Below are 19226 nucleotides of genomic sequence, written 5' to 3'. Positions count from 1 at the left end.
TCACCAGCTCAAACTATTGGACGGTGTGCCTGGGCTGGTGAGGCTTAAACTAAATCAGCAAATTACTTTTTAATGATTTTAATGGTTTGCTTGTTGGCTTTAATGAAGTACACGCCTTTATTAAGCTCAGCCATAGAGATGGTACCTCCGGTAACAGGCACACGCTTAATCAAACTCCCTGTTACGCTATACAATTCTATCAATTCTGTATCTGCAATACCTTCTATATGAAGCATATCTTCAACCGGATTTGGAAATACTCTGAGCTTACTTTGCTGATGGGCATCGATAGCTGTGGCTGTAGATTTATAGAAGTAGATATTGTCAATATAGAAAGTACCAAGGTTAAACGGCTCGCCACCGGTTACCTGCGAGTCAAATTTTAATTGATCAATTGCTGCAAAGCTTAAAGCAGCATTAGCATCTGTAAAATGACTTAACGAAATATCAACACTAATCCATGTTTCTGAAGCTAATGTGCCGAAATTGTAAGCAGCTTCCTGTCCAACTGAGGTATTAATAGGCGATACTCTTAGCAAAGTTCCATCTGGTGTCCATACATCAACGTGCAGGTAGTCCATACCTGAAGCATCTATGGCATCAAACGTATTGCCCTGGTAGGTTAGACCCTCATATTTAATGGTTGGATTACCATCAACTTCCACAATCGACATGGCTGTTGCTTGTCCCCATCCCGGATTATAATTGGGATTACCAGGTGCTGCATATGCATCACTGTATATTGCTTTAACATCAGCCTGATCGTATGTTGGAGTTGTTGCCGCTACTGATGGCTCGCTTAAAGGAGCAGCAACAACACCATCGGGCACCTGAATATTGTCGATAAAAATCTCAGTATCTGCACTTCGGGTGTCAAAATCAGGTATAATAACCAATTTATTGAAGGTTTTACCAATCTCGCTTGAGAAATCAAATGTTAATTCCACCCAGGTATTAGCAGAATTTTCAGGATAAGTCAGTCGTATTTCTTTAGCACTTCCCCCCTCAACCTTAAAAGCAACATCGTAAGAGCTTGACTTGTAAACCATCATCTTTACTGTAGCATTGGAGGCATCAAAAGTAAATTCCCCGTCATCAGAGGTAAAGAAAAGAGCCCAGGGATTTCCGGTTTGTTTTGCAGTAAACTTGGCAACAGTTGCCGATGTATTAATACCTGAAGCATCAGGATTAGCTACAAATTCAAGAGCCGGATTATCTCCGTTTTCGGCCACTACCCAATTCCAAGCAGCGCCAATGCCGGCAGGTTCAAAATCAATAGTGTGTGTACTCTGAGCCGATGCCATTGTAGCAGCGAGCATAGAAATTACAAAAAGGGTGTAGAGTTTTTTCATGTTTTGTAGTTTTAAAATTAAACTGATTTTATTAGTGACTTAATTGTCTGAATCAAAACTACAGACCATGTTCTGCAATCGATAAAAAAGGAGTACTTCATCACTTACCTGCCACCTCACTTTAACTACGTTGACTCAACACAAAGTACTCACTAACTGAATCATACCCAACACCTCACTAACAGACACATAAATAAATGACTTCATTTCCAGGTAGTTTATTGAATACCCTTTTCCAGTATGCTTTGGAGTAAATAATCTCGACTTACAGACTACTATTGCAAATCACTAGATTCTTTATCAGGAACATTTATGAAACTTGTAAACCTCAACTGACATGGATGAAAACAAACAACAAAAGCCCCAATAAAAAATTGGAGCTTCTATACCTTTGGTATAATACTGAACTATTCCTTAATCACTTTCAGGCATTCCACCTTATCGTCAAATTCGAATTGAAAGAGATAGATACCCCTTGTTAAAAAGCCAATGTCATCAAGCCTCACTCTTTTATTAAATAACCCCTTAGTATAGGACCTCAGGAGAATCCCATTGGCATTAAATATTCTTAGTTCAACCTGATTAGTAGTAACATCCTTAAGAACAATATTCATTTCGTCCCGGAATGGATTCGGATATACATGTACACAACTTTCCATCTGAGGCTCTGCTATGGTAGTTGATGTACCTGCCTGATAGATGCGAACGTAGTCTATTTCCATTGCTCCTTCCTGAAAATTGGGATCAATATGAGCCTGAACAGCCACATTAAGAATAAGGTACTGGGCCAAATCAAATGGCCAGGTGTCTGCATTTCGACTGCCGGGCTGATAAGTGTAATGCACAATATCATCCACACTAAACACCAGTTTCTCAGGGGTCCATAACAATGTGTAAATATGAAACTGACTTGAGGCCGTGGCAATCATTTGTCCCCCATGGTTTATTGTACCTCCATAACTTGATGGTGTATGCGTTGCGCTCTGCACATAATTCTGATTGTCCCCCCAATGTTCCATGATATCAATCTCTCCACATGCCGGCCATGGTGTAGTACCATAGCCTTCATTATCCCAATAGGCACCATCTTCATTGATGTTCTTACCCAACATCCAGATAGCAGGCCATGTACCTGCTCCGCTTGGCAATTTAGCACGTACTTCAACCTTACCATAGGTAAAGGCAAACTTTGAATTCAATCGGGCTGAAGTATAGTTCTTTGTTACACCCTGGTCAGTAAAGTTTTCCTTTTTTGCTACAATTTTTAAAACTCCATTCTCAATGTATGAATTATCTGGTCTGTTGGTGTAATGCTGTACTTCTCCATTATACCAGCCCCCACCAATAGGTAATTGATACTGCCTGAACCATTTACCCTGATCAATATCTCCATTACCATCAAATTCATCAGACCAAACCAGCTGATCATAAACTGGATCAGCAGCGATTGAGCCATCGTAACTAAAGTCATCAATATAAGCCAGTAGCGGATCGGTATTATTTTCACCGTTAACCTGAATAAGCACCCTGTTAAAATCGGCGCGTTGACTTGGAACATCTGAAGTGGGGTCAATATTGATAAACGGATCATTCATAAAATCGAAACTAAGCTCCTGCCAGGCATCCAATGTTATAGGCTTAATAATTTCGCTCTGGGTCGACCATGGAGCTCCAATGGTTCCATCCTGTAGTTTAACCGAGACCTGATTGGTTTGATTTCCACTCATTCCATCAGATGGCACATAAATTTTAAAACTAAACGTATGATTTGTTTCCAGGTTAAAATTATTGGACACATCAAAGCGCACATTAGCATATTGCCCGCCAACATCATGATATTTAAGCACCGTGGACGATGTATTTATCCCTTCCTGCTTTGGATTGGCGAAAGCAATATCGATGTTACAGTCATCTCCGTACCAGCTATTAATGGTGCCGTTCCCTTCAAAATCATCCTGCACAAAGGCTGTTTGCCCAATAGACTGCAGGGTGCAAATCCATAGCAGCAAGCCTAATAATTTCACTTTCATAATCCTTTAAATTGATCGTTATTTTTTTAATTAATAAGAACATTAGTTATCGATGCTTACATACATTTCAGCCACTACATGATAGGCTGCTTTCGGCTGACGGTTAATATCAACAATACCCCAATACTCTTCATTGGCAGTTCCATCGTAGGGCACGCCACTGCTCTCAGGAGCAAATCCCCCAGGATCCAAAGAGTTATTATCACCAGCCTTCCACCATTCATCGTTAAATGCAAATAATGTCACACCGGAACAAATGTTAGAATGCATCATGACGTCTTCGAGAATCTGCCGCGTTGCATCGGCCTGTGCCTGCTGGTTTGGCCCTTGTTCATAGCCATCTTTAGCAATAGTCATATAGCTATCAGCGCCAGCCTCTGATAGATACATAGGTTTCTGACTAATGGCTTGCCACTCTTCAAATATTGGAGCAGGTACATCCCATCGGTAAACATTCATGCCCCAGACATCAATGTCAGGACATTGTGCTAAAGCCAATGAATCGGGTAATTCACCGTGAGCTGTTGATACAGGATGAGCAGCATCATTTTCGTGTATCATACAAGCAGCAAGGTTTAAGGCCTGGTACCAGTTACTTATTTCACCATTGAACCACTCGGGATGGTAATTATATTCATTACCGAGCTCCCAAAATAAAATGGCATTATGCTGCTTAAACTTATTCACGTAATTAATAAATGAGCCTGATAAAATATCGTAATAGCCAGCCTGGTTATAGCCAAAACCAATAATCACTTTTAGGCCTGCTGCATCAATCTTATCCAGCACCCACTTTTCTTCAATAGGTGCATAAACTCTTATAGTGTTGATGCCAGCCTTTTTCATTAAATCAAGGTCTTCATCCAAACGCCCGAAATCTCGTTTACCCGTTCCAATGGGAACCGGATTATAACAAATGCCCTTAATCACATAAGGAACTTCATTAACAAGCACTTGTCTGTTATTAATCCGAACAATATCATTTTCAGACTTCTGAATGCATGATAAAGTGGAGGTAACAAACACTAAAAGAAAGATATATCTTACTACCATAAGTAATTAAATTTAACGCGGTACACTTCCGTTATTGAACCAACAAAAGTATCAATGGCATTAATTTATAACCACTTTTAACAAACATCAATAACTACTTTGCACCTCACTTTAACTACGTTTCTGCCAACTTAACCATCACAATAAGCTAAATAAGGGTTTTGTATAAAAAAAACGGGCAGCTTCCAAAGCCACCCGTTTCATTCAATTATGCAATTTATGCATGGGAATCCTATATTAAATCATCACATTCTTAACATATATCTCTAAAGCTGTTGAAGCTAGTTAAAGTATACTTTCTCAACCATCACCTCATCATCTTTGGTAATGTGCAGGATGTATAAGCCATTACTATAGGCTTCAATGTTAATTTGCTTGAAATCGACAGCTTCACCTCTATCAAGCACACGACCAGCTGTATTAACAAGCTGCCAATTGAATGCTCCATTAATTTGGATATTCAACACACTGGTGGCCGGGTTAGGATAAACGCGAGGATTGTCTTTACCTGCTTCAATATTGGTTGGAATATAGTTTTCAAGAACAACAGAATAAACTGTTTCTGAAACGCCATCCTCTGCCAATACTTTAAGCTGTGTAAGGCTTGTCAGATCAAGCGACGAGATACCTGCTGTCAGTTCAACATCACCAGCCAGGAGAGTTGCATATGGCGATACTCTGAAATCAACTGTCAATTCCTGCGAGTTCACCCCAGCCATATCAATAACAAGCTGATTGCCTGTGATGCTGGCATGTAAATCGCTAGTTAATCCACTATTGTCATTAGCGAGGAATGCAAAATTAATAAGATCAGCCTCTGAACTAAGTGCTAAAACTGTTTCAACTGTGTACAGGCTTGCTTTGGTACCATCCTCAGAAACCACTTCAAACTCATTAAAATGCTTAAAATCGAACGGTACTGTTCCGGATGTGAAATCCATTCCTTTGTAACGCAAGTAAGCCCCCGAGCTTAAGGTAAAGCTAGGCACCAGAGAGTTAACAACTTCCAGTTCTGACAAGTCGAGTGACACAGTAAAGTTATCTATGCTGGCCTGGTACAAATTCTCAATATTTGAATTAAATCGGGGTGATATTTCGAAAGAAAATAACTCATTTTCAGTATTTAGTTCTTTTTGAACACGCACCACATATACCTGCTCCTGATCGAGCATACCATGTTTTAGCTTATAAACTTTTGGACTGCTAAAATCGTTGGCTGAGATACCACTCACCTGCTCATCGTCATTAACCAACACCATTGTACCATTACCAACAGTGAATGATGCTGCCAGGTTAGTAACATCTGCTTCTTTTGATGCATTAAATGTGATGGTATTTCCTTCGATAGTACCAATCATATCTTCTGCAAGTGAAGGATTATCTGCCTGCAGGAAGTTGAAAGATGTCAGGCTCATTTCATAATCCTCCTGTACAACGGTTATCCACCATTGCGATGAGGCACTAAATGTGTAATCCTGCGCAATTAACGGCATCTGCTTACCTAATACCGTTAAATCCTTTATCTGGCCGGGTTGAATAGGTCCCCTTTGTGGATCTATCAAACGGCCACCATTTATGGCTTTGGCATATACCCTAGCCTGTTTGGGGTCAACAGTACTTGGCAAATACACTGTTATACGCTGATTGGCCGCATCAATTTCAGTTTTATGCTCTCCATCAACATGGAAATACAGTATACCACTACGTTGATTTAAATAGCCATTGTCATACGCATGCGTCATGCCGGTCAGCTGCATCGATTCCACTTCATTGTAACGGTGCAACTCTTCCAACAGCTCAGTCTGGAAATTATATTTAAAGTACTTGTGTTCAATATTTCCATTGACCTCCTCATTACCATGAATATAAATAGCACCATCTTTACGATTAAAGGCCAGTCCCTGTGAGTACTTAAGCATTCTATCCAGTTTCTTATAGGTAGCGGCCAAAGTATAATCAGCACTTAATGTACAAAGCTCACTATTTTGAGCATCCAGCAGGTATATAGTACCGTCAACCTCAATGGTCATACCACCAAATCGGGCTCCTTCATTTTTCTGAATACCGCCTGGTGTAAGATTAGTAATCGCACCTGTTAGCGGATCAATCTGGTAAAGCATATCCAGATCATTTGATTTGCCCAGTGCCATTATCATACTGGTACTTGGGTCAATGGCCATGTCATTCAAATTATATGCTGCATAATATTCGGGATCTGCAACAATTGGCTCTGATGAACCATCAGCCATATTAACCTTGTAGACCATCGGTAATGAAGAGTTACCTGCTTTTGTTAAGCCATATAACTGCTTATCTTTAGCCAACCATGCCATTGCAATAAACTGCTTTTCGGCATTAAACGTAACGAAACGGTTTCGCACCTCAGGCGTGGCATTATTCCAGAAATAAACAATTCCGCTATTGGCAGCAATCATAGGTTCAAATGTGCGCTCTGCCTTTACTATATGGATGTATTGATTGTTACGGGTAATTAAATCATCCGGATGATTAACACTTGCCCGCACTTCATAGCTGCCTTCAAAACCAAAGACATCGCCAGGTATAGTCATTTTTGTTTCAGCAAATTTGCTGAGCGTAAAATTTTCGACAACTGTTGAGTACACTTCATTACCCGCTGAGTTGACCACTTCAATATTTATATCAACACTTGCCTCGTCATGTATCATTTGCATTACTCCAACAGTTATCTCCAAATCACTCCACATAGCTATATGAGAATTAGCCGTTAGATAGTCAAGGGCAAAATCGTTATTAAATGGTGTTCCGGTAAGGTTCAGACGATAATCGTGTGCCACTTCCATTCCTAAAAACGCCTCACTGGTTAGTGATATACGCATGCGTTTGAGTCCTGTTGCTTCACCTGCTACTTCAGGTTTCAGGTATCCATAATAACGATGTTCATAAGCAGGATCAGCATACATTTGCATTTTCTCTTCATTGGAGAAGAATCCATCTTCATTCCAATCGATATACACGGTCGGGTACCCTGCACCTGCTATAAGGCCTTCGAGTATTACCTCTATCTCCTTCTCAGTGCCATATTCCAAATCAAATACTCTATCCGGGAAATCAATATACCCATATTGCTCATTTCTGAATGTTTTATCAGGCTGTCCGCCATTATCGTTGAAATAATGATCGCCAATACTCACTTTGGCAATAGTCATATCAGGCATTGTCTCAGGTTGCGCATCATTTTCAATCTGCTTAACCAATTCTTTAACATTGTTTGCCATATTCTCATCTTCATCAACAATCTCAACCCTGTAAGTATGAATAGCATCTACCATAAATGGTTCAAGGCGTTTCGTAAACATGAAACTTCTGTAACTTCCGGCAGGTACAGGCATCTCAAATGTTTCCTCAGTGTGCAACACATCATCAATATATAAGCGTGCTGTTACAGCATCAACTGCTTGTGAACCATTATTAGAAACGTTGAACCAGAATGGATAATTAAATATGAGTGAATGGTACGATTGAAAACTATCACCAGCTCCCTGAATATAACTCACCAACAAATCATTTGCTATTGCACGGGGTTCTGCTGTTGCTTTGAATAAGAAGCCCTTCTTCTTGTTCACATTCGCTCCAGAACGGAATATCAGGGTTAATCCACCGCTTACAGCAGAAGACAAAGTATTTACATTTTCGGGCAACTGTTCGCCTGTATATGTCGCAATTATTTTTGACTCATTCAGATAACTATACAAGCCATCTAAAATATAAACCACTGCATCTTCATCTAAGTCCAGCTCCTGTAATTCCAATGCAATATTATTGGCTCTATCTTTTGCCTCAACAAAAAAGCCAAAATACTGATTAGCAAAATAGGGGTATATCTTACCTCCACTGGCTGTTATATAAACCGGATTTTCATCCACATAAGGAGGAGCAGCATTACCCTCAGGCGCACCAGCCCTGTGGTAGTCATCGTATCTGTCAACAGGTCCGTACTCATAAGTTGCTTCCTTATCGCCCGACTTAACTTTATATACTATCCGATATGATTTATCTATGGTGTTAAGTGCGATTGCTTTAGAATAACTAAAACTGGTTCCCTGTCCAGGATTTAATATAATTTGGCTTTGTTCAGTGGCATTATCCAGTTGATTATCATTAGCATCAAGCAGTGTCCAGCTTACCTCAAAGTCTGTCAGGCTGCTGGTTCCTGCATTCACAAAGTTAATCACTGGGCTCACCTCACTCACTCCTATTCCCGATTGCGGTTCTGTAGCAGAATTAATCATGATAGCCTGCTGTGCATTGCCAAAATCAAGGTATAAATCATCTATCTTTATTTCAGAACCATATACATCATCATACGACATCTTTCGACCCGTTTTACAAACTCCTTCCAAAGAGATATCAATTTGCTGACCAGCAAAGGCTGAGAGGTCGTAATACAAATGCTCCTTAATTAAGCGGGTGCCAAAATTTTGGTTGTAGCCATACCATGCAAATTTATCGCCTGCGAGCTTGCGGTGATGATATTCTCTTCCAAGCGCATCTTTCACCAACTGACCATTTACTCTAACTCTGAAATAGGCATGATTAGGATAAGTTGTAGGAATGGAAAAATCGAAGTGTAATAAAGGAGAGCCTTGATCAGCCGGCACATTGACCGACATGGTTGCTGATGTCACAAAATCAATATTATTCTGAAAAGCAAAATCACCTGCTGCCTCACTCACAGGATCTCCCTCATAATCTGTCCAATAGTCGTTTTCAACACCATATATGCCTGATAAAGTCAGGGTTTTACTGTGGAAAAACTCAGTATCCATTGCTCCTGGTATTGCCTGAGCATAAATGGTATTATTACTTTTAAACAGCTCCTTATGATTATCATCTTCAAAATCAATCAATAATGGCCAATCAGAAGTACCTAACGATTGAGTTCTATCAATCCTTTTGGCTCTTGAGCGTTTACCCTCAATAGATAAAGAGCTGACAACTGCACGGACTGCATACCATCCTTTTCTATCACTGCCAAATATATCATATTCGGTAACAGGTGCAGTTACTGTACCCGTTTTAATGTATTCATTTGCTGTTACATCGTATTTTAACACCTCATACGTTGTGGCACCTTGCACAGCATCCCACTTTAAAGTAGCATAATTTCCATTGTCTGTTACCGAAAGGTTTTTAACCTGACCAATTGTATTGAATGTGACTTCCTCTACTTTATCGCCTTGTATAAGGCGTAATGCATAATTATTAGAAACTGCATTAGGTACATCAATAATAAACTCGCGTTCAGGAGCAGTTAATTCAGCAACTTCAGTGAACTGATTAGCTTCAGTTGATAAGTATACTTTGGTTGGATTGACCTGGTCATATGCATTCCAGCGCACCAATGTACGACTGCCAGCTACAAGTGTTTCTCCTTCAAAAGGGTATACAATAGCCAGTTCATCAGTAATCGTTTGGTAATTTACATAAAACTTCTGGCGACCAACAGGTACATGATGTCCTTTCACCTTCACCTGATAAATACCTGGTTTAGGATCCTGAATAACTACTTGCTCCATATTATTAATGCGGTCGCGACCTGGCTTAGCCTTAAAATCAGGATTCAAACCATCAAGGCATAGTGGTAAATACTCCTCATTATTATACACCACTGTAATATCCAGATCATTAATCAGAGGATTATACAAGGTTGGAAGACTTGCAGGATCAAGCCACGACAACATAAAACGTGCCTCCTTCTGTCCGGCAGAAATGGTAAAACTAAACACCTGCTCCTCCTGATTTTCCACCTCACCACCGGCAAATCGCTCATTTTGAACATTTTCCAGCGCGCGTGCAACATTAAGTTCACCAAAGCCACTATAGTAATCAGGACCAAAGGAGTATAAGTCATTAGCCGTATTGCATATTATCCCTCTTAACAGAGCCGACTCAGGCTTGTGCCCAAAGTTGTTTTCATAGGCTTCGGTTATTATAGCAGCCGCTCCAGATACCATTGGACACGCCATTGAGGTGCCTGTCATTATGTTATACTGATCGAAGAAAGTAAGTGACCATACTGCTGTTCCGTGTGCAGATATGTGCGGAACTAATGTTCCAAAGTGTCCCGGGCCAAAACTACTCGAACTAGCGATTTCACGCTTATAAGTCATATTGGCAACAGACAGCATATTCTTGGCCGAATTCGCAACAGTATTATACACCCCAAGATATCCTCTGGAATTTCCGGCAGCAAAAACGTGTAACAGTTCTGGATTTTGATTAGCCACCAGGTCAAGCCCATACTCAAACTCACCATACGGAAATTTAACACCAAGTAAATTGGCCATCCCATAAGAGTTTTGAGTAATAGAAACACCTTGAGTTTTAGCACTCCAATCCATCTCCTGGTATTCCTTCTGTCCGTTAGAACCTGTGTTAAAATTCCAGGTCTCAAAGCTCACCTGAGGCGCCATTCCTTCATAGAGCTGCTCAATAACTCCGGCTCCTCCAACAATGCCTGATACATGCATCCCATGATTACCGCGAGTTTCAGCCTCATTGATATGAATACGGCCTGTCAGATCAATGTGCTCATCGATGTCTTCATCCCATACTCCAACTGTTACTCCTTTACCTGATAAACCATCATAGCCATTCTGACGGGCGGTTATGAAACCATGCATTTTCTGACTGGTAAAATCATGCAACTTGCGCTCCGGACTGGCAGGCATTACTGTTGTCACCCATCCTAACTGTGCCATTTTATCAAGTGTCACTTTATCAGCTATCACTTCATACATATCAAACCCTGAAATACTTTCCACATCAGTGACACCAATTTGCTTCAACTCTTTTAATACGTAACTTTCCTCAAGATTACTCACTACATGAATAGTAGCTTTAAGAAGCAAATCGCCCTCCTTCAACTCAGATGGAATGCTATCCCGTTGGTAAACATTAGCCACCTTTTGCAAGAAAGACGAGTTGAAGGTAGAGCGAACATTGTTGCTTCCGGCAAAAGTACTCTTGAGTTGGTTAGGTGCAATTTTAACATAGTAGGCATTTGCCCCAATGTAATTTTTAAGTTCAATACCATTATTCTTCAACTCCTGCCGTTCTGCTCCCGTAGGTATCTGATGAAACTGCATCACTTGAAACAATTCAGTTTCAGACGTACTTTTTAGCTGTACTATACTATTAAGGCCATTTTCAGGAGGACTGAACTCCCGACCGTTATTTCGGATTGTATACTCAGAGACCTGAGCACTGGCTTGCCATATGGTAATATATGACAGCAACAAAATCCATAGTTTTTTTCGTAAATGATTCATAGTTAATTGTTAAAGAACTTATTATTAAGAATTATGAATATCGATGGCTTGCTCCCAAAAAAGCTCAAAAAGCATACTGAAAAGCCCCGCCATTTCGGGATGATTTAGAATTATAGCTATAGCTCCTGAAGTTGAATTATGCTGCAAGGCGATAAATAATTGGGTATCATCAAACAGTGCCATTTTTATCGGAAGTTTCGGATGGATGCGCACTTCCTCACCTTTAGTACTGAAATACTTTGCAATCCGGCGAATATCCTCCTCCGTTTCTTCTCCAATTTCGTAGATGGTACGGTATTTACACCCATTTTGAATAGAGCGGATTTGTGCACTATTCAAGGAGTTTTTCTTAGTCAGATCAGTGAGGTATGGTCCCTTCATAAAAGCAACAGCACCTTGCTGAGTATTCTCAAACAGCTCATAGAAAGTACTCATAATAGCATGTTTGGAAGTGATCACCTTAATACTCTTACCTACTGTTTCATTTGAATTTTGCTTAAACACATCCGCACATCGTTCTGACAAATGATGAATTTTCTCCAGCCGGCTCTTTTGTTCATGCTCCAGTTTCTTAAACCCTATACTCGGATCAATTAGCTTAAATAATCGCTTCGGATTTTGCTCAACATAACAGAATTCTTTCTCGATCAGTTGCTCCAGTATTGAATAGACTTTTGAAGTTGGAACATCTGCATGCCTTGCAATTGCTGTTGCACTGGCTTCTCCTGATTGCAGAATGGCATCATATACCTTAATCGTATTCTTGGAAAATCCAAAGTCGGTAAGTGCATTGAGGAAATCGAGGTTCATATTTATTTATTTTACTACCTTTGGTAGTTTATTATTTTTCTACCCCCAAATGTAGTATATTTTTTATTCCACAAAAACAATTGTGCAATTTTTACGAAATATTTCATCTTTTCTCTCGCCACAAACACCCCACTAATCAACTATATATGAATATTATAAGTAACATCAACTTAAAACTAATTCAGGAATTCATATCACAAGCTGATAGAGACTTCTGCAGCACTTGTACAATTATTAATCTAAGTACGACGTAAAATATTAAACTCAGAACGCTTATAAATAGCAAGTTGCAAGTGCATATTGACAAAAAAATAGCGGGTTTTTTTGAGTCAATTACACGAAGAGAAATACTTTTGCAACTGGGATAAAGAAGCCTAAATAAATTACTGATTTATGCTTCAAATTATAACGCATCAATTCACTATTGCTCTAAATTTATTAACTGTAAATCAGCCTTTCAGCTCAATGTGAGTCATAAATTTTAATCAAATTCAGTTTATTAAACACAACACATGTGTTGCATATAGACTAAAACAATAAGTCAGACTGCTGCCTTGCCGCCGTATAATATACTAGAACAATGCTGAATAAAGGAATATAAACGAGCATAACAATACCCGCTATTATCAGCCAAACAAAGATACATACTAAAGTTTAATCTACACCAAAAAACATAACGCTTATGCATTAAGTGAGTTATTTAGCAGTTTAATAAGCATGAGTAGCATTATTAAGATATACCGCTTAAATCTCTTCAGCTTCCTTCCAATACATCTCAAAAATCATCTTAAACAAACTGGCCATGTCAGGATGCTCCAGAAATATGGCAATAGCTCCTGACGAAGACTCATGGCTAAAAGCAATAAACAATTTACTATTATCAAACAAGGCCATTTTAATGGGAAGCTTAGGATGAATTCGCACTTCCTCTCCTTTTGCTTTAAAGTAATTGGCAATCTCTCTTATTCGCTCATCTGACTCATCGCCAATTTCGTAGATAGAGCGATACTTGCAGCCTTTCTGAATGGATTGCACCTGAGGATCGTTTAGCGAGTGTTTTTTATTTAAATCAATCAAATAAGGCCCACGCATAAAACCAACTGCTCCTTCCTGTGCTGTTTCAAACAGTTCGTAGAAGGCATTCATAATGGCATGTTTCGATGTAACAACCTTAATACTTTTTTCTACTTCACTATTAAGGTTAGAAGCAAACAATTCACCACATTGTTTCGATATATCCTCAAGCATATTAATTCTATGCTTCTCTTCCTCTTGTAGTTTCTTAAAACCAACGGTCGGATCTATGAGTTTAAATACTCTTTTGGAGCCTTGCTCCATATAACATAACTCTCTCTCTACAAGTTGATCCAATATAATATATACTTTTGAGGTAGGAACCTGCGCCTCTTTAGCTAAGACTGATGCTGTGGCCTCACCCAAATGAAGCAGTGCATCGTACACCTTAATGGTGTTGTGTGAAAATCCAAATTCCTTTAGACTATCGAGTTGGTTAAAAGTCTTCATACATTCTATTTTTTACTACTCACTGTAGTTAAAGTACAACAAAGTAACCAATTTAATTATACATCATTAAACTTTAAAATAGATTTTTATCAATTTCTGCCATTAACAGTAATGCATCAACTTTTAAGAAATACACCCCGAAACTTTGTATAATGAATTGTGAACATTACTAGTCACTGACAATCAAAACTTCTATTAAAAATCTTGTACTTACCACCATTTTGCAAGGGAATAAACCAAACCTTGATAGAATTAAATCGTAGGACAAAACAAAAATCACAACACAAAAATGAAGACAGCCGCACTTATTCTAGCCACCTTTCTAATAACAGCACTAAATGCTCAACAAACGCTTAAAATAAGATATAACTATATCAACCACGCCAAACCCAATACCTATATGATGGAGTTACAGGCACAAAACAACCAGGTATTAAGTTACACTATCAGGTTAACAAAGGTGGGTGCCGGCAAAAATATCCGATATAAGCAAACTGCCGATTCAACCAGACTATTTAAAGATTATACCAATGAATACCTGATTTATGAAGAAAGCCTGGGGCGTGATAACCTGGTTATTGAAGAACAACTAAATCTGTTTAAATGGAATACAACCAATGACAGAGACACTATACTGGAATACCCTTGTAAAACGGCCTTTGCAGAATTCAGAGGCCGTGAATACAAAGCTCTCTACACCACTGATTTGCCGTTTACAGCAGCCCCGTGGAAGATTCATGGTTTGCCAGGTGTGGTACTAAAAGTAACTACTACAGATGATGTACTTAGCTACACAGCTGAAACGATTGAAATCAGCGATGCAGAAGGTCTATTATACCGCCCATTTGATCACAAAGAGCCCATCAACTACAATGACTTTTGTAAGAAATATAAGGACTACCGCAAAGAAGTCATTAAAATACGCAAACAGCGCGCACGTCAGCAAAACAGACCTGAACCGGAGAATAATAAAGCACCACGAGTAGAGATTATCATTCCTGAAAACCGGTTTATTCTAAACGAAAACTAGCACTATCCGCTTTTAACCAATAGGATAAAATAACCGTCAACTCCTAAAAAAAGCGAAATAGCTATTTGCAATCAAATCATTTTTGTGCAACTTTGGCATTGTTCTAAATACGTTTATGGTGAGTCATTCGCACAACATAAAAGGATACCGCTGTTTATTTGAATGCTTAATGTTCTATAAGCAATTCTAGCCGTTTGGTTTGAATCCATCAAGCCAGCATCTCTTTATACTATTTTCTGAATTATTGTAAATACTAAAATGGTAGCGCTACATAACCGCTCCTGTATGTATTTAACCCGTAGAACTATCTTTAAAACGTCAACAATGTTAACACAAAATAGAAAAGGCCGTCCTGATCCCAATGGCGCAGGTCTGCCAACCATCAAAGAACTGTTAGGCAAAGAAGAATCGGCAAAAACAGCTGAACGTTCGGCCTCATCAGAAGGTAATTTTTACCAACCCCTGGGCGATAAACTTGGTCCGGGTATGAATCCACGTATTCAGCGACTTCGCAAGCTAAGTTTTGAAGCTGAACCAAGCATCTCCATTGAACGGGCTCTGCACCAAACAGCATTCTACAAAGAACACTACGGCAAACATTCTATTCCGGTGTTACGTGCCCTCACCTTTCTGGATCATTGTCAGAAGAAGACACTCTATATGGGTGATGATGAACTGATAGTTGGCGAACGCGGTCCGAAGCCAAAGGCCGTGCCTACCTTCCCCGAGCTGACCTGTCACAGTGTGGAAGATTTTCATGTGCTCAACACGCGCGACCAACAGCGTTACACAATCAACCAGGAGGACATTGATACTTATGAGCAGGAGGTCATTCCTTACTGGCAGGGGCGGACCCAACGGGAGCGTATTTTCAACCATGTGCCCGAGGAATGGAAACGTGCTTATGAAGCCGGACTATTCACCGAGTTTATGGAGCAACGAGCACCGGGCCACACGTGCCTGGATGGTAAGATATACAAAAAAGGCATGCTGGATTTCAAAAAGGATATCAAAGCTCACCTGGATTCGCTGGACTACCTCATCGATCCGGATGCCAACAACAAGGCGGAAGAACTAAAGGCCATGGATATCTCCTGCGATGCAGTCATTCTCTTCGCCGAGCGCCATGCTGCCCTGGCCGAGGAAAAGGCGCAAACGGAATCAGATCCAAAGCGAAAAGCCGAGCTGCTAAAAATAGCCGAGGTATGCCGCCGGGTACCAGCCCATGCACCACGTACACTACACGAAGCCATACAGATGTATTGGTTTGTTCACCTTGGCACCATCACCGAATTGAATGGTTGGGACGCTATGAATCCGGGGCACTTCGACCAACATCTGGCACCATTCTACGAAAAGGAGCTGGCTGAAGGTTCACTCACCCGCGAAGAGGCCAAGGAACTGATCAGCTGCATGTGGATTAAAGTGAATAACCAGACTGCTCCACCTAAGGTGGGCATCACAGCCAAAGAAAGTGGCACCTACAATGACTTTACCAACATTAACATTGGCGGTGTAAAAGCCGATGGCTCTGATGGTGTGAGTGAAGTTTCATACATTATGCTCGAAGTGGTGGAAGAACTGCACCTGCTACAGCCTGGTTCGTCGGTACATATCAGCCATGTTACACCTGATAAGTTCCTGAATGCTGCCTGCAAAGTGATTCGACAAGGACATGGTTATCCTTCTGTTTTCAGTCCCGAAACCTATATTACCGAGATGCTGGCACAGGGCAAGTCTCTTACTGATGCCAGAGAAGGCGGTTGCAGTGGCTGCATTGAGGTAGGCGCATTTGGAAAAGAAGCCTATGTACTCACCGGCTACCTCAATGTACCTAAGATTCTTGAAGTTACGCTTAATAACGGCATTGATCCGGTAACCGGAAAAATGGCCGGCTGCGAAACAGGCGATCCAAGAACCTTTAAAAGTTATGACGAGCTATATGCGGCCTTCAAAAAGCAGCTGGAGTTTATTGTTGACCAGAAAATGCGCGTGAGCAACTACATCGATACCATGTTCGCCAAATATGCGCCGGCTCCCTTCTTGTCGGTGGTTATTGAAGATTGTATTGCCAATGGTCGTGACTATTATAATAGCGGACCACGCTACAACACCAATTACATCCAATGTACAGGACTTGGAACAGTGACCGACAGTTTATCAACCATCAAACACCATGTCTTTGAAAAGAAGACCTTTGACATGGAGCGCATTTTAAACGCAGTGGCCAACAACTTTGAAGGTGACGAAATCCTGCGCCAAACCATTGTTAACCGCACTCCCTTCTTTGGCAATGATGATGAATATGCTGATGATATTGCTCTGCGTGTTTACGATGATTTGGTCAAAACCATAGATGGTAAGCCCAATATCAAAGGTGGAAAATACCACCTGAATATGCTTTCAACTACCTGCCACGTGTATTTTGGTAAAGTGATGGGTGCCACACCAAATGGCCGTTTAGCCGGTAAATCCATTTCGGATGGTACCTCGCCATCACATGGATGCGATGTGAACGGCCCTTCAGCGGTGATTCGCTCATTAACAAAGCTGGATCACACCCGTTCGGGAGGTACACTGCTTAATATGCGCTTCCTGCCAAGCTTGTTAAAGCGTGATGAAGACATTACCAAGATGGGTAAGCTGATACGCAGTTATTTTACAATGGGTGGCCACCATGTACAATTCAACATTGTGGATACTGCCACATTGCGGGCAGCCCAGGAATCACCTGAGGATTATAAAGATCTGTTGGTGCGTATGGCGGGTTACAGTGATTATTTCAACGATATGAATGCCGATTTACAGCAGGAAGTCATTGACAGAACAGAGAATGAATCGTTTTAAAAAAGTTTAATAGTTATTAGGCAGAAGGCAAAAGTGTTTTAATAAGATGTGAGAAGTGAGACAGATTGATAAGTGTATCCACTAAATTATTTAAGCACTATGTAAATCACTATCAGCCAGCAGCTATAAGTTTAATAAAACGACAAACAACCATATTATTGGTCAAGCAAATGGAACTACCAAGTTTAATATTTGATATCAAACGCTACGCCATCAATGACGGGCCGGGCATTCGCATCACGATTTTCCTGAAAGGATGTCCTTTACGTTGCAGGTGGTGTCACAACCCGGAGAGTCAGCTCAAGCAACAGCAGAAAATGTACAATAACAGCAAGTGCATTGCCTGTGAAGAATGCGTGAAACATTGTCCCGAGAAGGCACTGACACTCACACCGGATGGTATTGTAACAGACGGCGATTTATGCACCCTTTGTGGCACCTGCGCCGAAGTGTGCCCAACCAAAGCCATAGAGATGACAGGTCGTTTGATGAGTGTGGAAGAGATCATGAAGCAGATCAAAAAAGAAACCATGCTGATGGACAAATCAGAAGGTGGCGTAACTTTCTCTGGTGGTGAACCCCTGCTGCATCATGAGTTCCTTATCCCATTGCTGGATGCCTGCGGTGCAGAAGGTATTCATCGTTGTGTGGATACCACCGGCTATGCCAAACCGGAGGTGTTGATGGAAGTGGCCAAACGCACCGACCATTTTTTGTACGACTTAAAGATGATGAACACGGACAAGCACCGCCAATGGACCGGCATGCCCAATGAGAAAATTCTGGCTAATCTCAAGAGTCTTGCTGCCACTGGTGTTGACCTGAATATTCGTATTCCTTTAATTAAAGGAGTGAACGATGACGACCGGAACATCCGCGAATCAGCCCAATTCATTGCAACATTAGAAGGTAAAAAGCCGCTGGTTAACCTTCTGCCATTTCATAATATTGCGGAGAAGAAATACGAGAAACTGGGCGAAGCATATGATAAAGGCGAAATGGCCGAACCCTCTGCAGAGCGTTTGCAGGAAATCATTGCCATATTTGAATCCTATGGTGTCAAGGCAATGATTGGCGGGTAAACTTTCTTGAAGTTTTCAGAAATGCAAACAGGCTGTCAGTTAGTTCCGACAGCCTGTTGTATTTAAAAACGTTCGTACTGACAACACCCATGCAGGTTATCGTATACCTCATCATCGGCTTTGTGGTGCTCTGTATCGTGCCCCACTGTGGCAATGGCTTTTTCAACAGCATCCACTGTAGCCTT

The 19226-nt window shown here is 40.7% G+C and carries 9 protein-coding genes; 3 read left to right on the top strand and 6 right to left on the bottom strand.

The annotated features are described in order from the left end of the window. Positions 1-62: 62 nt before the first annotated feature. The 6 genes from KEM09_RS20895 to KEM09_RS20870 form a co-directional block, all read right to left on the bottom strand. Positions 63-1352: a T9SS type A sorting domain-containing protein gene (locus KEM09_RS20895; RefSeq protein ID WP_212231664.1), complete on the bottom strand. Its 1290-nt coding sequence runs from the start codon at positions 1350-1352 to the stop codon at positions 63-65. 407 nt (positions 1353-1759) lie between these two features. Next, positions 1760-3382 (bottom strand): family 16 glycosylhydrolase, encoded by a 1623-nt coding sequence (locus KEM09_RS20890; protein ID WP_212231655.1) that lies wholly within the window; start codon positions 3380-3382, stop codon positions 1760-1762. Between the two features lie 42 nt (positions 3383-3424). Next, on the bottom strand, positions 3425-4435 hold the full coding sequence (locus tag KEM09_RS20885; protein WP_212231653.1) for a glycoside hydrolase family 2 TIM barrel-domain containing protein: 1011 nt from the start codon (positions 4433-4435) through the stop codon (positions 3425-3427). A gap of 281 nt (positions 4436-4716) precedes the next feature. Continuing rightward, positions 4717-11748 (bottom strand): S8 family serine peptidase, encoded by a 7032-nt coding sequence (locus KEM09_RS20880; RefSeq protein ID WP_212231651.1) that lies wholly within the window; start codon positions 11746-11748, stop codon positions 4717-4719. A 24-nt stretch (positions 11749-11772) separates the two neighbouring features. Beyond that, a complete protein-coding gene (locus tag KEM09_RS20875) occupies positions 11773-12558 on the bottom strand; it encodes a TrmB family transcriptional regulator (RefSeq protein WP_212231649.1) in 786 nt (261 codons plus the stop codon). A gap of 744 nt (positions 12559-13302) precedes the next feature. After that, positions 13303-14082: a TrmB family transcriptional regulator gene (locus KEM09_RS20870; RefSeq protein ID WP_212231647.1), complete on the bottom strand. Its 780-nt coding sequence runs from the start codon at positions 14080-14082 to the stop codon at positions 13303-13305. Positions 14083-14371: 289 nt separating this feature from the next. Here KEM09_RS20870 and KEM09_RS20865 point away from each other — a divergent pair, with 289 nt between their 5' ends. From KEM09_RS20865 to KEM09_RS20855, 3 genes are all read left to right on the top strand, one after another. Then, positions 14372-15112 carry a GLPGLI family protein gene (locus tag KEM09_RS20865; protein ID WP_212231644.1) on the top strand — a complete coding sequence of 247 codons (741 nt, stop codon included), beginning with the start codon at positions 14372-14374 and terminating at the stop codon, positions 15110-15112. Between the two features lie 324 nt (positions 15113-15436). Then, positions 15437-17959: a trans-4-hydroxy-L-proline dehydratase gene (gene hypD / locus KEM09_RS20860; protein WP_244825150.1), complete on the top strand. Its 2523-nt coding sequence runs from the start codon at positions 15437-15439 to the stop codon at positions 17957-17959. Between the two features lie 170 nt (positions 17960-18129). Continuing rightward, on the top strand, positions 18130-19041 hold the full coding sequence (locus tag KEM09_RS20855) for a glycyl-radical enzyme activating protein (RefSeq protein WP_212231642.1): 912 nt from the start codon (positions 18130-18132) through the stop codon (positions 19039-19041). Positions 19042-19226 lie beyond the last annotated feature (185 nt).

The organism is Carboxylicivirga mesophila, assembly GCF_018271975.1.
GTDB lineage: Bacteria > Bacteroidota > Bacteroidia > Bacteroidales > Marinilabiliaceae > Carboxylicivirga > Carboxylicivirga mesophila.
Note: the sequence above shows the minus strand (reverse complement) of the source record. Positions and strands in the feature narration are given on the sequence as shown.

What these genes read in the sequence shown, in the direction of transcription:
- KEM09_RS20895 (WP_212231664.1), bottom strand. Translation starts at nt 1,352, where the DNA reads ATGAAAAAACTCTACACCCTTTTTGTAATTTCTATGCTCGCTGCTACA.
- KEM09_RS20890 (WP_212231655.1), bottom strand. Translation starts at nt 3,382, where the DNA reads ATGAAAGTGAAATTATTAGGCTTGCTGCTATGGATTTGCACCCTGCAG.
- KEM09_RS20885 (WP_212231653.1), bottom strand. Translation starts at nt 4,435, where the DNA reads ATGGTAGTAAGATATATCTTTCTTTTAGTGTTTGTTACCTCCACTTTA.
- KEM09_RS20880 (WP_212231651.1), bottom strand. Translation starts at nt 11,748, where the DNA reads ATGAATCATTTACGAAAAAAACTATGGATTTTGTTGCTGTCATATATT.
- KEM09_RS20875 (WP_212231649.1), bottom strand. Translation starts at nt 12,558, where the DNA reads ATGAACCTCGATTTCCTCAATGCACTTACCGACTTTGGATTTTCCAAG.
- KEM09_RS20870 (WP_212231647.1), bottom strand. Translation starts at nt 14,082, where the DNA reads ATGAAGACTTTTAACCAACTCGATAGTCTAAAGGAATTTGGATTTTCA.
- KEM09_RS20865 (WP_212231644.1), top strand. Translation starts at nt 14,372, where the DNA reads ATGAAGACAGCCGCACTTATTCTAGCCACCTTTCTAATAACAGCACTA.
- hypD (WP_244825150.1), top strand. Translation starts at nt 15,437, where the DNA reads ATGTTAACACAAAATAGAAAAGGCCGTCCTGATCCCAATGGCGCAGGT.
- KEM09_RS20855 (WP_212231642.1), top strand. Translation starts at nt 18,130, where the DNA reads ATGGAACTACCAAGTTTAATATTTGATATCAAACGCTACGCCATCAAT.